Genomic DNA, 17,918 nt, shown 5'->3' with positions numbered 1-17,918 from the left:
TATGAGCTTGCCTAATTGCTTTTAAAAGTTAGCTCTTAATTGTATGCTACCTATATGAATGGTATTGGTTGCTGTATTTTTTCTTCCGTTGTAATTAATACTTAAGTCTAACAATTGGGTTAGTTTTCTTTGTATTATTAAAGACCAGGTATAGTTTCTGTTAGGTTGCAAACCTTCTAAAATTCTATAAGAAGCTGGTGTGTTAATTGGACCCGTATAGTTGTTCTCTATTAAATTTACACTTGCCAAAATAGAACCTTTACCCAAGTTGTTATAGTTGTAATTAATACCAAAATTATGACTTATTAACGCTTCTTCTCCAATTTTATTTTTTTCATTTTTATAAGTATATGTAGTTTTTAAGGTGGTAAACTCATCTTTTAAAAAATCTATTGATGGATGAACTGTGTAAGATGATAAATGAAAGTTTCTACTGCTAAAAGAAAGACTAGTGCTTTTATTGTTTTTAGTGTTAAGAGTAGTTCCTAAAACCCAAGTACTTTGTATGTTGTGCTGAAAGTTTAACTCATGCGATTGCTGAGAAGCTGTTTGAATATCTGATGAAATATTTTGAGTGTTTTGGTTGTTTTGATAGGTATATGTAGTGCTGTAATTTTGCAGTCCTCTATTAAAATAAAAGCTTGTAAAAATATTTTGTTGCAAACCTACAATATCATCGCCATTGGTTTTAAAAGGATTGATGTTAAATGTTTTCCCCTGTTTTAATTCATCTTTATTGATTAAAATACTAGACTGGTTTGAGAAATGAGACAAGGTTTGTAACCATTTAGAACTGTGATTGCTGTATTGAAGAAAATTAACAAAGATAGATTGACTTAGTTTTGCTTTTTGAGTAGCCACTCTATTAATGGTTGGTAAGATAACTCTTAAATAATTTGCCTGATCTGTAAACTGTGCCACTTCAAATTCATCAAAATCTTTTTTACCATTGTTGTTTAAATCTCCCAAGTAATAATAATATCCTTGTCCTGGTTCTGTTTCTATATAGGTAAAATTTTGTTGGGCAGTACTTCCAGAGCTGGTTTCATAAACCGTTGACAAACGGATAATATCGTGAAATAATTGCTGGTTGTAAAGGGTCCTAGCATTTAACACATTTACATTGTTAGCATATAAGTGATTTACCTTTCTGTAGTTGATAAAAGTACGTAAAGAACTTTGTTTGTTTTTAATAAGCTGACTTTCTATATTGTAATTAAAAGAGTTTTGTACTCTTGTTAATTGCTGTGATTTTACACTGTCTAATTTTGTAAGAGAGTATCTTATTTTAGTATATACTTTGGTTGAGTCTCCAATACCTATTTCGGCTCCTGTTGTGATGAGTTTTTGAGAGTATAACGCATCTAATTCTTGAGTTGTATTGTTTTTGTTTTGATTGTTTTCATATGCCAATAAACCTTTTAACCAAGCTTTGTTTAGCGAATAACTTAGGTTAGAGTTATGTCTTAAAAAGATTCCTTTTTGCGTTGTGTTTTTACTTTGCAAATAACTTGTTTTAGTTTCTATATTTACGCTTCGAAATGTGCTAAAGGAATTGAACCCATTTTTTATTCCATTAAAAGCATTTCCAAATTTTAAGTATTCACTAGTTAGTTCAAATAGAAATTGTTTGTTTTTTTCTATTAAAAAACGGTTTCTTATGTAAGATTGATTTCCAAGAAAATTAGGAGTTAAATTTAGATCTATATTCCAATCTCTATTAAATTCTGCATTGTACAAACCCTCTATATTGTTAAAGTTTTTTTGTACAAAATCACCTTCAAAAAGGTTAGAGCTATTCCATGTACCTGTTTTAATTTGCTGTTGCCAAGTTAGGGTAGTGGCTAGTCCTTTGTTTTGATGATCATCAAGGGTAGAAAACAAGTTTTGGTCATTATTACTGTAGGCTAATTCTGCATTTACAAAAGATTGTTCACTAATTTTATAAGCAGTGTTTACTACTGCCATTTGTGTTTGTGTTGGGGCAAATAACTGCGTTGTAGCTTCGTAACTTCCTTTGTTTGCACCTTTGTATATAAATATTTTTCCTGTAGCGGTTGTTTGATCTTCATCATAATCACCATTATTTTGTCCAACAAAACGAAAAGTTACATTGTAAAGCGTTTGGTTCTCATCGTTACTTTGCACAAAATTTCCATCGTTATTTAAAAGGTATTGAATTCTGTTTTCATTGTATTCTGCTATTTGGGCACTAGGAGCAATCATTTTACTGGAATTGTTTCCTGCTTGTTGTAAAATAAGTTTTTGTTCATTACTTAAATTCTGCTGAATAGGTTGATTTTTTACGTCATTTTCGTTGTAAAAGTACGTTCCAATACTAAACTTTTCGGTTTCATATTTTACACCATCATGAGTTACAAATCGGTTGTAGTTTTGGTCACTGTACTGATAGTCTACAATAATTCTATGAGAAGAATTGATAGGGAAGGTAGGGTTGAATGTAATTTCTGAAAGATTGTAATCTACAGTATAATCATGTTGTTCTCCTCTTTTTAACTCTACACCATTTACGTACACCACTTCACTTCCCGAAATAATAACAATGTTCTGTTCTCCGTTAGCACCTAGCAATCTATAGGGGCCTTGGTTTCCTTCTTGTGCAGTTATGTTTTGTGTGTTAAATCTTCCTTTTGCCAGCGCTCCAGAGGCGGTAATTGTTGTTTTTTGATCTCCATTATCTAGAATAACATCTAACTTGGCTCCATTAATTTTTTTGGTAAAATTTAAAAAATAACTGTCTTTGTTTGTTAGGTCTACATCTCCAGCTTTTAGGTTCCATTTGTCTGTAAACAATTCAATAAATACCCTGTCAAATTCGTTAATGTTTTGTGAAACTCCGTTTTCTTGAATAGGTACATTGGAATCTTTAATACTTGCTCTAATTTTTAAGTTCTCCGATAAGTTTCCTGTAATCTGTAAATCTAATCCAGAGTTTAACACAGATCCTTGATTGTTTCCTACGGTAATTCCTCTAGTAATATTTCCATAGGTATTAATTCCTCCGAAAAAATCGATTTTGCTATATTCCTTTTTTAAAGAATATGTTTGAGCAGTTGGTGTTGCTTGTGAAATGATGATTTTTTTATCAAAAGGGCTATAGCTTTGTGTAAAAAAATCAGGATAGTTAAAGTAGTTTACTTTTACTTGCTGAGGTTTTGGAGTGTAAAAATACAGTTGTCCTTTTTTGTAATTGACAAAGTATCTGGTGGGTGAAATTACTTGTCCTTGTAGGGTTTGAATGTTAAAATTCACAGGACTAATGGCTACGTTTTCTAGGTTGATGGTATCTTTACTAGTAGTGAGTATTTTAGACACACGGTTTTTATTTACTATTTGCCCATAGGAGCTATAGAAACAAGTAAAAATTAGAAGTAAGTGTACTACTTTCATTCGCTAACAAACGTGTGTAGAACTAATTTAGTGAATGATCTTTTAAAAAAGCGAGGGAATTAAGTGGAATGCTTATTTTTTACGTTCTACTACGTAATCAATCATAGTTAGTAAAGAGTTTTTGTATTCAGATTCTGGATAGGTATTTAAAATTTCTAAAGCTAAGTTTTGGTATTCGTGCATTTTAGCAATGGTATACTCTAATCCGTTGTTGTTTTTTACAAACTGAATTACTTGTTTAACTCTTTTTTTATCGGTGTTATGATTTTTAACAGAATTGATGATCCATTTTCTATCCTTATCACTACAATTGTTTAAAGTATAAATTAAAGGAAGAGTCATTTTTTGTTCTTTAATGTCAATTCCAGTAGGTTTTCCTATTTGTTCGTCAGAATAATCAAACAAATCATCTTTTATTTGGAAAGCAATACCAATGTATTCTCCAAATTTTCTCATTTTTTCTACCTCTTCCTTTTCTGCTCCTACAGAAGCTGCTCCAATTCCACAACAAGCCGCAATTAGTGTGGCTGTTTTTTGACGGATAATTTCAAAGTAAACATCTTCGGTAATGTCTAAACGTCTGGCTTTTTCTATTTGTAGTAACTCTCCTTCGCTCATTTCTCTTACAGCAATGGAAATGAGTTTTAAAATGTCAAAATCATCATTGTCTATACTTAACAACAATCCTTTAGAAAGTAAAAAATCGCCAACTAAAACTGCAATTTTGTTTTTCCAAAGTGCGTTTATAGAAAAGAAACCTCTTCGTTTGTTACTGTCATCAACCACATCATCGTGTACCAATGTGGCGGTATGAATAAGTTCTATAATAGATGCTCCTCTGTAGGTACGTTCGTTAAAATCTCCATTAGAAACCATTTTAGCTACTAGAAAAACAAACATTGGTCGCATTTGTTTTCCTTTTCTACGAACAATGTAATGGGTAATACGATTTAACAACGGCACTTTGGTTTGCATGGCTTCTTTGAATTTGTTTTCAAAGGCAGCCATTTCTTGGTGAATAGGTTGTTGAATTCGTTCTGTTATTTTCATTCCTAGTGGATGATAGGTTTTTTAGAGCTATAAACTTACTTAAAAAAGTTTATTCTTGAGCAGATTTTACACGTTCTGCAGCTTCCATTACTTTAGTTTTTAATCCTTCTTTATAAGCTACAATGGTGTCTAATACTGTACTGTTTGTAGCTCCAATTATTTGAGCCGCTAAAATTCCTGCATTTTTAGCTCCATTTAGAGCTACGGTAGCTACAGGTACTCCTCCTGGCATTTGTAAAATAGAAAGTACAGAATCCCAACCATCAATAGAATTGCTAGATTTTACAGGAACTCCAATTACAGGTAACGGGCTCATACTAGCCACCATTCCTGGCAAATGAGCAGCTCCGCCTGCACCAGCAATAATTACAGAAATACCTCTTTTGTGTGCGTTGTTAGAAAAATCTACCAATTTTTCTGGAGTACGGTGTGCAGATACAATATCTACTTCCGTTTCAATTTCAAATTCTTTTAAAATATCAATGGCTTGTTGCATTACTGGTAAGTCAGAATCGGAACCCATAACGATAGCTACTTTCATTGTATTGTGTTTTAAGAGTAAAAGATGAAAGGTAAAAGTAAAAGTGTTTTGTGTGTTGTGAAAAAATCTTTGACTTTTGTCTTTAAATCTTTTGATTTAATTATTTATGATTACAAAATGGTAAAAAGTAAAAGTTAAAATCTTTGAACTTTTTACTAAAAACCTTTTTGATTTAATACTTATTTACTAATTACTTTAACCGTATTTTTAACTAATTCTGCTGTTTTACGAGCAATATTAATGTCTTTGTTAACAATGGTTACGTGTCCCATTTTTCGGAAAGGTTTGGTTATTTTTTTTCCGTATAAGTGTGGGGTTACGCCATCTATTTTTAAAACATCAATAATGTTTTCATAAACTACTTCTCCTTCATGACCTTCGGCACCTACTAAATTTACCATAATACCTGCTAATTTGCTGTCGGTATTTCCTAAAGGTAGGTTTAAAATGGTTCTTAAATGTTGTTCAAATTGGCTAGTGTGCGATGCTTCAATGCTGTAATGACCACTGTTGTGTGTTCTTGGAGCTACTTCGTTAATAATGATATCATCATTTTCGGTTTGAAACATTTCTACAGCTAACAAACCAACATGTTTAAAAGCATCGGCTACATCCATAGCAATTCTTCTTGCTTTGGCAGCAACTTCATCGCTAATACGAGCCGGACAAATTACATACTCTACTTGATTAGCTTCTGGATGAAATTCCATTTCTACAACCGGGTATGTTTTTACTTTACCATTAGCATTTCTGGCAACAATTACAGCCAATTCGTTTTTAAACGGAATTAAATCTTCTGTAATACATTCTGTGTCTGGTAAATTGTTAATGTCTTCTTGAGAACGTACAATTTTAACCCCCATACCATCGTATCCAAATTGAGCAGATTTCCAAACAAAAGGAAAGTCTGTTAAGTTGGCTGCTTTAAGTTCTTTTAGTGAATTAAAACGTTGGTGTGGAGAAGTAGGAATGTTGTTTTTTAGGTAAAAATCTTTTTGTTTTCCTTTGTGCTGAATGGTTTCTATTACACTAGGTTGCGGATACACTTTTACACCTTCTTTTTCTAATTGGTAAAGTGCCTTAATGTTTACGTGCTCTATTTCTATGGTAAGAACATCAACTTTTTTTCCAAAATTATAAACATCGTTGTAATCCAATAAGTTTCCTAAAAAGAATTCGTTACAGTAAGGTGCACAAGGGGCATCTTTAGAATTGTCTAATATGCAAGTGTGAACATCAAATTTTTGGGTTTCTGCTAACAACATACGACCTAATTGACCTCCACCTAAAACTCCTAATTTAAAGTTAGAAGAAAAATAATTTTCCATGTAAATCTATTTGACCCCAAAAATACAAATAAATGGGGAAATTTGTGTTTTAAAAGTTGGTGATTCTAACAGCACCGTTTTCTAAAAAAGCATTGTATTCTCTTAAATAATATGTTTTTTCGTTATTTCCTTCACCAATAGTTACTCCAGTAATGTATTGTGTAAAAGTAATATCATCGTTACTACAATTGGCACAAGACATTTTACCAGTTCCGTTTTCAACAATCATAGGAGTATTGCATTCATTGGGGTTTATATAAGGGCAACCCAAATCAAAAGCTCTAAATGTATTGCCATCAATGTTAAAAACAATAACCCCTCTAAATCCTTGACCGTATTCGGTTTCATAATTTCCTATTCCTGAAGGAGATATGAATGAAGGATTGGTAATTTTAAAATTGACATTTATACTAGGAACCATGGTGTTTTGTTGATTGAAACCTTGGTTTTTACAAGCAGTTAGCGTTATGAGGGTAAAAAAGAAAATGATGTTTTTAATCATGGGATATTTTCTGTGAAATTTTAGGAGGTAAAGATACAGAATTTTTTAGCTATCAATAATTTCTTTATATTTGTATAGGTCTCATTTCCAAAAGTGGTAATGAGATTTTTTGTGTTATAAAAATTTAGAGAAGATGAGTGAAGTATCATATTATTCAGAAGAAGGATTTAAGAAACTAAAAGAAGAGTTAGAATTTTTAGAGCAAGTAGAACGTCCAAGGGTTTCTAATGAAATTGCAGAAGCAAGAGATAAAGGAGATTTAAGTGAAAATGCGGAGTACCATGCTGCTAAAGAAGAACAATCTTTATTAGAGTTAAAAATTGCTCAGTTAAAAAATGTAGTAGCAAATGCGCGTATTTTAGATGAATCTCAGATAGATACCTCTAAAATATTAATTCATTCTAAAGTAAAAATTAAAAACGTAGCAAACGGAATGGAGTTTAGTTATCAGTTAGTTGCTGATTCTGAAACGGATATCCGAAACGGAAAATTATCTGTAAATTCTCCTATTGGTAAAGGATTGTTAGGGCATAAGCAAGGTGAAGTTGCAGAAGTGCAAACACCTAATGGTGTTATGAAGTTTGAAATAATTGAGATTTCTAGGTAGTTTTTTAGTAGTAGTTAAGTAGTTTTTGACTAGGTGTTAGAGCGGAGTCGAGAACTTTTTACTTTCTAAATGATATTACATCTCAATTCTGCTCGATGACCCAATAAAATAAGATTAAAGACATGAGCATTTTTACAAAAATAATTAATGGAGAAATTCCATCGTACAAAATAGCAGAAAACGAAGATTTTTTTGTGTTTTTAGACATCAATCCTAATGCAGCAGGACATACTTTGGTAGTGCCTAAAAAAGAGGTAGACAAATTATTTGATTTGGATGATGAATTGTACACAAAATTATTTCAGTATTCTAAAACCATTGCAGCTGCTATAGAAAAAGCAGTGCCTTGTAAAAGAGTTGGGTTGTCTGTTGTTGGTTTAGAAGTACCACATGTGCATGTACATTTAATTCCTTTAAACGAAATGGCAGATGCTACTTTTGGAAAAAAAGTAAAGTTAACCGAAGCTGAATTTAAAGCCTTGGCAGAAAAAATTGCGAGTTATTTGTAAGTAGAGAACCATAAACAATAAAAAAGGGAGCTTTTAAAGCTCTCTTTTTTATTTGGGAATATTAATTTGAAACGTACTTCCTGTGTGTTTTTGAGATTGTTTTACAAATACTTTTCCTTTGTGGTATTGTGTAATAATTCTTCGGGTTAAAGAAAGCCCTAATCCCCAACCACGTTCTTTGGTGGTAAAGCCAGGTTCAAATATTTTTTTGTGTAGGGTTTTAGGAATCCCTTTACCGGTATCGGTAATTAAAATTTGAATTTCTTTGGGGGTGTTTAGCAACTGAATGTCAATATTACCTTTACCTAACATGGCATCAATGGCATTTTTGATAATGTTTTCTAATACCCAACCAAATAAGTCTTTGTTTAGTTTTACTAAAATGGGAGTTTCTGGCTTGTTGTAATGAAAACTGATGTTTTTAGAGCTTCTAATTTTAAAATAGGCAATGGTTTCTTCTATAATTTCAGAAGGGTTGTGGTTGTTTAGTATTGGTTCTGAACCAATTTTAGAAAACCGATTGGCTATAATGTTTAAATGTTCAACATCTTTTTGAATTTCATCTACATAAGTTTGGTCAATGTTTTCGGATCTTAAAATTTCAATCCATCCTAATAAAGAAGATAGTGGAGTTCCTATTTGATGTGCGGTTTCTTTGGCCATTCCGCTCCATAATTTATTTTTATCGGACACAGATGAAGCGTTAAATACGTTGTATAAAATCCATAGGAAAATAACAAATATTACAGCTAGTGCCAAAGGATAAAAACGCAATCTGTTTAATATTTCGGAGTTGGAATAATAAATATATTGGTTTTTGTTTTTAGAAATATTAATCTCAATAGGAGGGTGCGTTCTTTTCATATCCTCCAAGCGTTTGGCCAACACTTTTTGTTTGTTTGCTTTTTTGTAAGGAATGTTTTGGTCTAATAAAATTGTTCCCTCAACATCGGTAACAATCATTGGTATAGAGTTGTTGTTTTCTATAATTTTTACCAATAAACTAATATCTTCATTGTTTGTTGCTTTGTTAAATTGAACATAGGCTTCTGCTAATATGTCCATTTTAATTTCTTCTTGTTTTTGAAAGCTATTAAAAAAGATATAAGTATACCATAGAATAACACTAATAATACCTGTAGCTAAAACCAAAAGCATTTGTTTTGATTTTAGAAAATTCATTAGATAGTTCATTATAAATTAATAGGAGTTTTGCTTCCCCTGTCATACATTACAATACTTCCGGCAACTGCAACATTAACACTTAGGGTTGTTTTAAATTTAACTAAAAAATGTGATTTATCAATAGCTTCTTTCGTCAAACCATGATCTTCTGCTCCTAATAAATAAACACATTTTTTAGGGTGTTGAAATGTTTCTAACGGAACCGATTTTTTATCTAATTCTACCCCTACTAAAACTGCGCTTTTGGGTAAAAACTTATAAAACTCTTCAAAGGTATCATAATGAAAGTAGGGCATGGCTCCTACAGCTTTGTGGGTGTCGCAGGCTTGTTTTGAGTATCTGTTTCCAATAGTGTAAATAAAACTAGCCCCCATATTTTGTGCAGATCGCCATAAGACACCTAGGTTTTCAGGAGTTTTACCATTCATAATACCAATACCAAAATAACCTTGCTCTAAGTTGTCTACTTTCATGTTTTGTTTTTTTTGTAAATACTAGGTAGTGAAATGTTAAAATACACGGCAAACAATCTAATTAAAATAATTAATAAAATAGGCAGGACTTGTAAGTATGGTTTTTCTGTATCAAAGTTCATTAGTAGCAAATAGAAAATTCCTCCTAAGATACTAGCGGTAGCGTATATTTCTTGTTTAAATACTACGGGAATTTTATTTACAACAATGTCTCTTAAAACTCCTCCAAAAACACCTGTAACGGTACCTAATAGTACACATATTAAATAATCTAAATTGCTTTCTAAACCAATTTGTACTCCTGTAATGGTAAAAAGTCCCAAGCCCAAAGCATCGTATAAAAACATGGGTTTGTCAAAAAAATTAAGTTTGGTTTTAAAAATCATGGCAATAAAACTACCGGCTACTACAGCGTATAAAATGGAAGTGTTGTACAACCAAAATATTTCTCTATCAATTAAAATATCTCGCAATGTACCACCACCAACAGCGGTAATAAAAGAAACAATTAAAACACCAAAAGGATCTAATTTTCTTTTCATGGCAATTAAAGCTCCAGAAACAGCAAATACAAAAGAACCAGAAATGTTAATGTATTCTATAATATTAATACTCATGGTGTAGAATTATTTACCGGTTAGCATTCGTTTAATTTCGTTTAGTTTCATTAAAGCCTCTACAGGTGTTAAATTGTCTATATTGGTGGCCAAAATTTCTTCTTTAATGTCTTCTAACAAAGGATCGTCTAACTGGAAAAAGCTCAATTGAAAATCTTCTTCTTGAGTTGCCTTTTCAATGTTAGATTTATTGTTTTCTAAACCATGACTATTTTCTAGTTGCGTTAACATTTTATTGGCTCGGTGAATAACCGCTTGTGGCATTCCGGCTAGTTTTGCTACATGTATACCAAAACTGTGTTCGCTACCTCCGGCAGTTAGTTTACGTAAGAAAATTACCTTGTCTTTTAGCTCTTTTACAGAAACGTTAAAGTTTTTAATTCTAGGAAACGTACTAGACATATCATTCAATTCATGATAATGCGTGGCAAACAATGTTTTTGCTTGACTAGGATGTTCGTGTAAATATTCTGCAATGGCCCAAGCAATAGAAATACCATCATAGGTACTAGTTCCACGTCCAATTTCATCTAATAAAATCAAACTACGTTCCGATACGTTGTTTAGAATGCTAGCCGTTTCGTTCATTTCTACCATAAAAGTAGATTCTCCCATAGAAATATTATCACTAGCACCAACACGTGTAAATATTTTATCTACCACACCAATTCTGGCTTGTTGTGCAGGTACGTAGCTACCCATTTGAGCCAATAAAACAATCAAGGCGGTTTGTCTTAATATGGCCGATTTACCCGACATGTTAGGTCCGGTAATCATAATAATTTGTTGTTGATTTCTGTTTAAAACAATATCATTGGCAATATATTCTTCTCCAAAAGCCAATTGTTTTTCAATTACAGGATGACGACCATTTTTAATTTCTATTTCTGTAGTCTCATCAATAGTAGGTCTAACATAACTGTTGTTTATGGCTAAAGTGGCAAAACCGCACAAACAATCTAACTGTGCAATTAAGTTTGCGTTTAATTGTATAGGTTGAATGTAATCTATTAAAAAATGGATCAATTCTGAAAACAGTTGTTGTTCTAACAAGCCAATTTTTTCTTCGGCACCTAAAATTTTGGTTTCGTATTCTTTTAATTCTTCGGTAATATAACGCTCTGCGTTTACCAAAGTTTGTTTGCGAATCCAGTTTTCTGGAACTTTGTCTTTATGAGTATTTCTAACCTCAATATAGTATCCAAAAACGTTGTTAAAAGCTATTTTTAAAGAGGTAATACCTGTACGTTCGGTTTCTCTTTTTAACAGATTGTCTAAATATTCTTTTCCTGAGTTAGAAATGTTTCGCAATTCATCTAATTCAGCAGAAACTCCGCTTGTAATTGCATTTCCTTTGTTAATGTTTACCGGAGCATCGGCTACTAGGGTAGTGGCAATTTTTTCTCGTAACAAAGTACAATCTTGCAATTGCTCTCCCATTGTTTTTAGGGTGATGTTGTTACTTTCTTCGGCAGCTTTTTTGATAGGAATAATAGCATCTAAAGATTGTTTAAGATAAGTAACTTCTCTAGGGTTTATTTTTCCGGTAGCTACTTTAGAAATCAAACGTTCTATGTCGCTTATTTGTTTAATTTGATAAAGTGTGGTTTTGTAAAAATCATCGTGATTCATAAAATAATTTACTACCTCGTGTCTTTTAACAATCTGATTGGCTTCTTTTAAAGGCAAAGCCAACCAACGTTTTAACAAACGACTCCCCATTGGAGAACTTGTTTGGTCTATAATGCTTAGTAGAGTTACTGCATTGTCGTTGTTAGAATGATACAATTCTAAGTTGCGAACCGTAAATCTATCCATCCATACATATTCATTTTCGTGAACGCGTTGTATGGCAGTAATATGGTTGAGTTGATTGTGTTGTGTTTCGGATAAGTAATACAAAATAGCTCCAGAAGAAATAATCCCTTCGGGTAAATTTTCTACTCCATATCCTTTTAAAGAATTTACTTTAAAGTGGTTTAGCAAACTTTCTGTGGCAAATTCTATCTGAAACACCCAATCGTCTAAATAAAAAGTGTGGAATTGTTCTCCAAAAGTTTCGTTGAATAGAACTTTGTTTTTTTTCTCGACTAAAATTTCGCTAGGAGCAAAGTTTTGCAACAACTTATCAATGTAATTTTTATCTCCTTGAGCCGCTAAAAATTCACCTGTAGAAATATCTAAAAAAGAAACACCTAAGTTTTTTTTGCCAAAGTGTACGGCTGCTAAAAAATTGTTGTTTTTAGATTGTAACACTTCATCATTTAAGGCCACACCAGGAGTCACCAATTCTGTAACCCCACGTTTTACAATGGTTTTGGTCATTTTAGGATCTTCTAGCTGATCGCAAATGGCCACACGCAAACCAGATTTTACCAGTTTAGGCAAATACGTGTTTAAAGAATGGTGTGGAAATCCTGCCAAAGCCGTTTCAGAATCGCTACCTGCTCCACGTTTGGTTAACGTAATGTTTAGTACCTGAGCAGCTTTAATAGCATCGGATCCAAAAGTCTCGTAAAAATCGCCCACTCTAAACAATAACATAGCATCCGGATATTTAGCCTTAATACCGTTGTATTGCTTCATTAAAGGAGTTTCTTTTTTTGCTTTGGTTTTAGCCACAATGATGAGTTTTTGGGATTCTTAGCGAAATTAATTTTTTTAAAGAAACTGATAAAGAATCCTTGTAAAAGTTATTAAGGTTCTATTGACAATTTGTATTATTTTATCAGAAATTACCCTAATTTTGACACCTCATAAAATACAAAGGGAATGCGTAAACTAAAAAACAGCGAATTAAACAGATTAGATGTAGCAGCTTTTAAAGCCACCAAAAAAACTCCTTTAATTGTTGTTTTAGATAATATTAGAAGTTTAAATAATATAGGTTCTGTGTTTAGAACAAGTGATGCGTTTGCTATTGAAAAAATTTATTTGTGCGGAATTACCGCTGTGCCTCCCAATAAAGAAATTCATAAAACAGCTTTGGGAGCTACAGAGTCTGTAGATTGGGAATATGTAGAAGATACCTTAACCTTGGTGCAAAAATTAAAATCAGAAGGCGTTGTTACAGCAGCTATAGAACAAGCAGAAAACAGTGTGAAATTGCAAGATTTTAATGTTCAGTCATCAGAGAAATATGCAATTGTAATGGGGAATGAGGTAAAAGGAGTACAGCAAGAGGTTATAAATGCTTGCGATTATTGTATTGAAATTCCTCAGTTTGGAACCAAGCATTCTTTAAACATTTCTGTAACTACTGGAGTTGTATTATGGGATTTGTTTAAACAGTTTAGATTTTAGTGAACCTTTTAGAGTTTTTTCTCGTAAATATAGTATGAGAAAAACAATTTATCTTTTAATCATAAGCTGTTCCTTTTGTTTGTATGGATGCAGTAAGGAATCTAACGAAACGGAGCTTTTAGACACTACAGAGGTTGCTAACAACAATCCTTTACCAAACGAACCTGAAGAAAATACAGAGGCTACCTATAAAATACTTTCGTTGGGCGATAGTTATACCATTGGAGAAAGTGTGTGTGCAACGTGTCGTTTTCCGGAGCAGTTAAAGTCTAAAATAGAAGAAAATAGCAATGCAACGGTAGATTTAAAAATAATTGCCAGAACCGGTTGGACTACCACAGATTTAAAAAACAATATAGCCGCTAATCTTGCAACAGATTATAACTTTGTTACCTTGTTAATTGGGGTAAATAATCAGTTTCAGGGAGTCGATTTTGAGGTGTATAAAAAGGAGTTTCCTGAGTTGGTCCATACCGCAATTAAAACAGTAAAAGGGAATAAAAATAACTTAGTGGTTTTGTCTATTCCAGATTATGCTTTTACATTATTTGGGGCAGGAGATCCTACCATCACTCAAGAAATAGAAAACTACAATCAATTTGCAAAAACGTATTGTTTAGACAATAATATTGAGTTTTTAAACATTACAGATATTACACAACAAGGTTTTAACAATCCTAATTTGGTAGCTAATGATGGTTTACATCCTTCAGAATTGGCTTATCAAAAAGTAATAGAAAGATTGTATCCGTTGTTTTTACAAAAAGTTACAAATTAAAACTTGTAATTAATTCCTGTTGAAACTCCTATTAAAAAAGGATGGTTGTTGGTGTTGTTAAAAGTTTGTGTTTGAACTTTTAGTGAAGGAGCTACGTTTAAAAACCATTTTTTAGAAAAGTGATATTCTAAATCGGTTCCAATGTTAAAACTAAAATTAAGTGAGTTTAAGTTTTTGGCTTCTCCCTGAGACAGTGTAAATTGATCTTCTTGTATTTCTATTACATTTTCTGTTAAAAACAAGGTACTTAATCCTCCCACAGCATATAAAGAAAACTTGTTTATTTCTAGCAATTTAAAATCTAATTCTACAGGAATTTCAATATATCCAATAGTTTGTTTTAGTTGGCTGTTTGGAGTTTTTTGTATGTTTGGTTGATTTAATGTTTCGGTGGTTGAAGATCTGTTTTCTAAAACAAAAACTGTTTCATCTGAGGTAATTTTTTGGGTAGAATTTGCAAAAGATGATTTTCTTTGAATACCTGCTACAACGTAGCTAGAAGTCGTTTGTAATTGATTAATTCTGTGAATTCCTGTTTTTATTTTTAGTCTATTAGATGCTTGGTAAGCAATGTTTAATCCGTAAGCAGTGGTAAGTTCTCCGGTTTTTTTAGTGTGATTTAATCGATCATCAATAGGAGAATTCTTAGAAAAATCTCCAGAATAATATTGAGAAACTACAGGGGCTAAACTCCATCCTTTGTTAGATGAAACAGGTTTGTTATGTTTAGGTTTGTTGTTAAAAGTGTTTGACAAAGGTTCTTTTTTTACAAGTAAATTTTGCGTATTTTTTAAAGTTAAAAAGTCTTTGTTAGATGATTTTTCTTGTACAATTAACGGGGTTTTAATTTTACTGTTCGTAGCTACAGCTGTATTAATTTCTTTTTTAGGTTTGTTTGTAGGTAAATTGTTGCCAAGTTCTTTTGTTTTAGAGGCTTGTTGTTTTAAGGTGTTTAAAGCAACTTGTTGTTTAGAGATTGATGTGTTTAAAAATATAGAATTGTTTTTTTTAAGAGGTTTGTTGGTCTTTAATTCTGTTACATACGCATAATTGTAAATAGCTTGTGTACTGTTTTGTTTTAACAGAAAAAAACCAAAAATTAATAGAGCAGCTATGGTTCCAGAAAGCCAATACCAAACAATCCCCTTATTAGGATTTTGTGCTTGTGCTAAGGAACTTTCAATTTTTTTCCACACAGCAGGGTTTGGGTTTATTTCTAAATCCCTTAATTTTTCCTGATACAACCTTTCTATGTTTTTTGGTTCCATAGTTAAAAATTAGATTGGTTTTTTATGGGGCTTTCCTCCAATATGTTTTTTAAAATAGCCTTGGCTCTAGACAAATTAGACTTAGAGGTTCCTACAGATATTTCTAACATTTCTGCAATTTCTTTATGTGAATATCCATCTAATACGTAAAGATTAAAGACCAATCTATATCGGTTTGGTAATTGTTGAATACTGTGTAAAAGCACATTTAAATCTATGTCATCATCTTCAATTTCTAGAACAATTTCGTCTTTAATTTCCTCGTTTATTAAAGGAAAAATCTTTTCTTTTCTATATTTTTCAAGAGCGGTATTAATTACAATTCTTTTCATCCATCCTTCAAAAGATCCTTGGTGTTTGTATTGATTTATTTTTTGTAGAATGGTAATAAATCCATCGTGTAAATTGTCTTCTGCCTCTTGTTGATTTTTTGAATATTTATATGAAACTGCATAAAGCTTTGCTGCAAACAACTTATATAAAGTGGCTTGTGCTTTGGGTTTGTTTTGCTGACAGAGCTTTATGATTTTAGTTAGGTGCATGTGTGTAAAATGTACAAACTAAGTATTGTTTTAATGTAAAATTACTCTACTTCACCCTCTTCTATAACTCGTACAATTTTTTCTTCGTATATAGGTTCGTTTTCGTCGTTTACTCCTTTGTAAATTTTAAAAATGTAATCTTCTTTTTGATCTACTGTAAATTTAAAGTTCTTTTCTTCTGTAGTGGCAGAATCATCACAAGCAGAATCATCATCTACATAAGTAATAATGGCTAGTGTTTTTATAGAATCAATACTCTTGTCTGTTGCATAAAGGGTGTTGTAGTAATAATAACAACTATTAGGTAATTTGTATTTTATGTTAACATCATATTGCTCGTTGTAGTCCAGACTGTCTGGAATTACAAATTCTTCTACAGTAACATATTCATAATGAAAGTTTGGGAACTTATTGTCGTCGTTAGAACAAGAAATAAGTCCGAGTGTAAGCGTAAACAATAAAAGTGCGTATTTCATAATTTTTTATTTTAAGTTTCTGTTTCCTAGATGTAGCATTTTGTGAAAGGTTGCGTTAAAAAGATCTAAAAAATATAAAATATAAATAAAACAAAGCGTAAAAATAAGCTGTACGATTGTTTTTAATACCATTATCAATTTTTTTAATAATACCATCTTTATCTTTCTTAGTAATTGTTAAGTAGATGGAAGTGATAAAAGAAGGTTGCGTAAAACTTTAATAATTTAAAAAATCAATTTGTTTGAATGACCAAAGGAAGAGTGTAGGAACTGCTAATGGGAATTCCTCTTTTTTGTGCAGGGGTAATGGTGGGTAAAAGGCTAAAGATTTTTTCCAATTCGGCAGTTAAATTTGGAAGTGCTTTTTTTAAAGAATCGTTTGCTTGTAAGCGGTTGTAAATAAATTTTCCTTTTTGATTGATGGTAAAATAAATAGAAACAGTATCTGTAAGGTTTTGATTTGTTTTAAAAGTAAGAGCCTCTATTTGCTGTTTAATTTTTAAGTGCATTGTGTTTTCAAAACAGGCTTTGGTTTGGGAAAAGTTAAGCAGGGAGTCGCAATTTTGAAATTGAGGATATTGATCTACTTGTGTAAAATCAATTGTTGTGTTTTCTTTAGAACTTCTGTTTTTACAAAGTATAGAGGTCACAGAACAAATCTTTTCACAAGAAGAGAAAGACAGTACTAAAAGAATGACAATCAGTTTGTTCATAATTGATACCTAGGTTAGGTCAAAAATACATTTTTTTAAGAAGATTGCTGTATATTGCTTTAAAAGAAAGGCTTTTATATGGATTATATATTGTTGTTTTTAGGGTTTATATGTGTGTTAGGAGGAATTGTAGGTTCTTTTTTACCGGTAATACCTGGTCCACCTACAAGTTGGTTGGGTTTGATGTTGCTGCAGGTTACGCAAAGGGTAGAGACCAATTGGACATTTTTAGGAATAACGCTAGCTGTTGCATTGTTTGTTTTTGTGTTGGATTATATGATTCCTGCCTTAAGCGCTAAAAAGTTTGGAGGAAGTACTTATGGTGTTAGAGGAGCCACTGTGGGGTTAATTGTTGGATTGGTGTTTACTCCTGTTGGAATGATTTTAGGTTTGTTTTTAGGAGCTTTTATAGGTGAATTGTTGCATGACAGCAAAGAAATAAAAAAAGCCTTAAAAGCATCGGTAGGAGCAGTGTTTGGTTTTTTCTTATCTACAGGAATCAAGTTTGTGGTGTGTATTGTTTTTCTAGGTTATTTTTTTAAGTATGTGTGGACATACAAAACTGAATTTTTTGGTTGGTAGTGGTACAAATAAAAAAAGCAACCCGTAAAAGGG

18 protein-coding genes are annotated in these 17,918 nt (G+C 32.0%); 5 read left to right on the top strand and 13 right to left on the bottom strand.

The window, feature by feature from the left end; genetic code table 11:
* Positions 1-21 precede the first annotated feature (21 nt).
* The 5 genes from ACY2IJ_RS09685 to ACY2IJ_RS09665 all read right to left on the bottom strand — a co-directional run bounded on the left by ACY2IJ_RS09685 (position 22) and on the right by ACY2IJ_RS09665 (position 6,832).
* On the bottom strand, positions 22-3,336 hold the full coding sequence (locus tag ACY2IJ_RS09685) for a hypothetical protein (RefSeq protein ID WP_476724159.1): 3,315 nt from the start codon (positions 3,334-3,336) through the stop codon (positions 22-24).
* Positions 3,337-3,483: 147 nt separating this feature from the next.
* Entirely contained in the window at positions 3,484-4,461 is a 978-nt protein-coding gene (locus tag ACY2IJ_RS09680) for a polyprenyl synthetase family protein (protein ID WP_476724158.1), read from the bottom strand.
* 49 nt (positions 4,462-4,510) lie between these two features.
* On the bottom strand, positions 4,511-5,002 hold the full coding sequence (purE, locus tag ACY2IJ_RS09675) for a 5-(carboxyamino)imidazole ribonucleotide mutase (protein ID WP_476724157.1): 492 nt from the start codon (positions 5,000-5,002) through the stop codon (positions 4,511-4,513).
* Positions 5,003-5,181: 179 nt separating this feature from the next.
* Positions 5,182-6,330 (bottom strand): 5-(carboxyamino)imidazole ribonucleotide synthase, encoded by a 1,149-nt coding sequence (locus ACY2IJ_RS09670; RefSeq protein ID WP_476724156.1) that lies wholly within the window; start codon positions 6,328-6,330, stop codon positions 5,182-5,184.
* A gap of 49 nt (positions 6,331-6,379) precedes the next feature.
* Positions 6,380-6,832, bottom strand: coding sequence for a hypothetical protein (locus ACY2IJ_RS09665; protein WP_476724155.1), 453 nt, complete (start codon positions 6,830-6,832; stop codon positions 6,380-6,382).
* A 133-nt stretch (positions 6,833-6,965) separates the two neighbouring features.
* Here ACY2IJ_RS09665 and greA point away from each other — a divergent pair, with 133 nt between their 5' ends.
* Both greA and ACY2IJ_RS09655 read left to right on the top strand, forming a co-directional pair.
* The gene (gene greA, locus ACY2IJ_RS09660) at positions 6,966-7,439 is read left to right on the top strand and encodes a transcription elongation factor GreA (RefSeq protein WP_476724154.1); all 474 of its coding nucleotides are present in this window, start codon (positions 6,966-6,968) and stop codon (positions 7,437-7,439) included.
* Positions 7,440-7,561: 122 nt separating this feature from the next.
* Complete coding sequence (locus ACY2IJ_RS09655) at positions 7,562-7,948, top strand: HIT family protein (RefSeq protein WP_476724153.1); 387 nt, start codon at positions 7,562-7,564, stop codon at positions 7,946-7,948.
* 48 nt (positions 7,949-7,996) lie between these two features.
* Here the strand turns inward: ACY2IJ_RS09655 and ACY2IJ_RS09650 are convergent, their stop codons facing one another.
* From ACY2IJ_RS09650 to mutS, 4 genes are read right to left on the bottom strand one after another with little or no spacing between them, the layout of a single operon-like run.
* Positions 7,997-9,130 (bottom strand): sensor histidine kinase, encoded by a 1,134-nt coding sequence (locus ACY2IJ_RS09650; protein WP_476724152.1) that lies wholly within the window; start codon positions 9,128-9,130, stop codon positions 7,997-7,999.
* Positions 9,131-9,141: 11 nt separating this feature from the next.
* Positions 9,142-9,606, bottom strand: a complete 465-nt coding sequence (locus tag ACY2IJ_RS09645) for an RNA methyltransferase (protein WP_476724151.1) — start codon at positions 9,604-9,606, stop codon at positions 9,142-9,144.
* Entirely contained in the window at positions 9,603-10,223 is a 621-nt protein-coding gene (locus tag ACY2IJ_RS09640) for a trimeric intracellular cation channel family protein (protein WP_476724150.1), read from the bottom strand. The genes ACY2IJ_RS09645 and ACY2IJ_RS09640 overlap by 4 nt, the downstream gene beginning before the upstream one ends.
* 9 nt (positions 10,224-10,232) lie before the next feature.
* A complete protein-coding gene (mutS, locus tag ACY2IJ_RS09635; RefSeq protein WP_476726552.1) occupies positions 10,233-12,809 on the bottom strand; it encodes a DNA mismatch repair protein MutS in 2,577 nt (858 codons plus the stop codon).
* Positions 12,810-12,995: 186 nt separating this feature from the next.
* On the opposite strand from mutS, the gene ACY2IJ_RS09630 reads away from it, so the two are divergent.
* Both ACY2IJ_RS09630 and ACY2IJ_RS09625 read left to right on the top strand, forming a co-directional pair.
* Positions 12,996-13,526 (top strand): RNA methyltransferase, encoded by a 531-nt coding sequence (locus ACY2IJ_RS09630; RefSeq protein WP_476724149.1) that lies wholly within the window; start codon positions 12,996-12,998, stop codon positions 13,524-13,526.
* 34 nt (positions 13,527-13,560) lie between these two features.
* Complete coding sequence (locus ACY2IJ_RS09625) at positions 13,561-14,304, top strand: SGNH/GDSL hydrolase family protein (protein WP_476724148.1); 744 nt, start codon at positions 13,561-13,563, stop codon at positions 14,302-14,304.
* Here ACY2IJ_RS09625 and ACY2IJ_RS09620 read toward each other — a convergent pair.
* The 4 genes from ACY2IJ_RS09620 to ACY2IJ_RS09605 all read right to left on the bottom strand — a co-directional run bounded on the left by ACY2IJ_RS09620 (position 14,301) and on the right by ACY2IJ_RS09605 (position 17,303).
* On the bottom strand, positions 14,301-15,572 hold the full coding sequence (locus ACY2IJ_RS09620; protein WP_476724147.1) for an outer membrane beta-barrel protein: 1,272 nt from the start codon (positions 15,570-15,572) through the stop codon (positions 14,301-14,303). The two genes, ACY2IJ_RS09625 and ACY2IJ_RS09620, sit on opposite strands and share 4 nt — an antisense overlap.
* Positions 15,573-15,574: 2 nt before the next feature.
* Positions 15,575-16,114, bottom strand: a complete 540-nt coding sequence (locus tag ACY2IJ_RS09615; RefSeq protein WP_476724146.1) for an RNA polymerase sigma factor — start codon at positions 16,112-16,114, stop codon at positions 15,575-15,577.
* A 41-nt stretch (positions 16,115-16,155) separates the two neighbouring features.
* Positions 16,156-16,590 (bottom strand): hypothetical protein, encoded by a 435-nt coding sequence (locus tag ACY2IJ_RS09610; RefSeq protein WP_476724145.1) that lies wholly within the window; start codon positions 16,588-16,590, stop codon positions 16,156-16,158.
* A gap of 233 nt (positions 16,591-16,823) precedes the next feature.
* Positions 16,824-17,303, bottom strand: a complete 480-nt coding sequence (locus tag ACY2IJ_RS09605; RefSeq protein ID WP_476724144.1) for a hypothetical protein — start codon at positions 17,301-17,303, stop codon at positions 16,824-16,826.
* Positions 17,304-17,381: 78 nt separating this feature from the next.
* On the opposite strand from ACY2IJ_RS09605, the gene ACY2IJ_RS09600 reads away from it, so the two are divergent.
* Positions 17,382-17,885 carry a DUF456 domain-containing protein gene (locus ACY2IJ_RS09600; RefSeq protein ID WP_476724143.1) on the top strand — a complete coding sequence of 168 codons (504 nt, stop codon included), beginning with the start codon at positions 17,382-17,384 and terminating at the stop codon, positions 17,883-17,885.
* Positions 17,886-17,918: the final 33 nt, after the last annotated feature.

This window comes from Wenyingzhuangia gracilariae (genome assembly GCF_056387575.1).
This window is presented reverse-complemented; position numbering and strand designations above follow the sequence as displayed.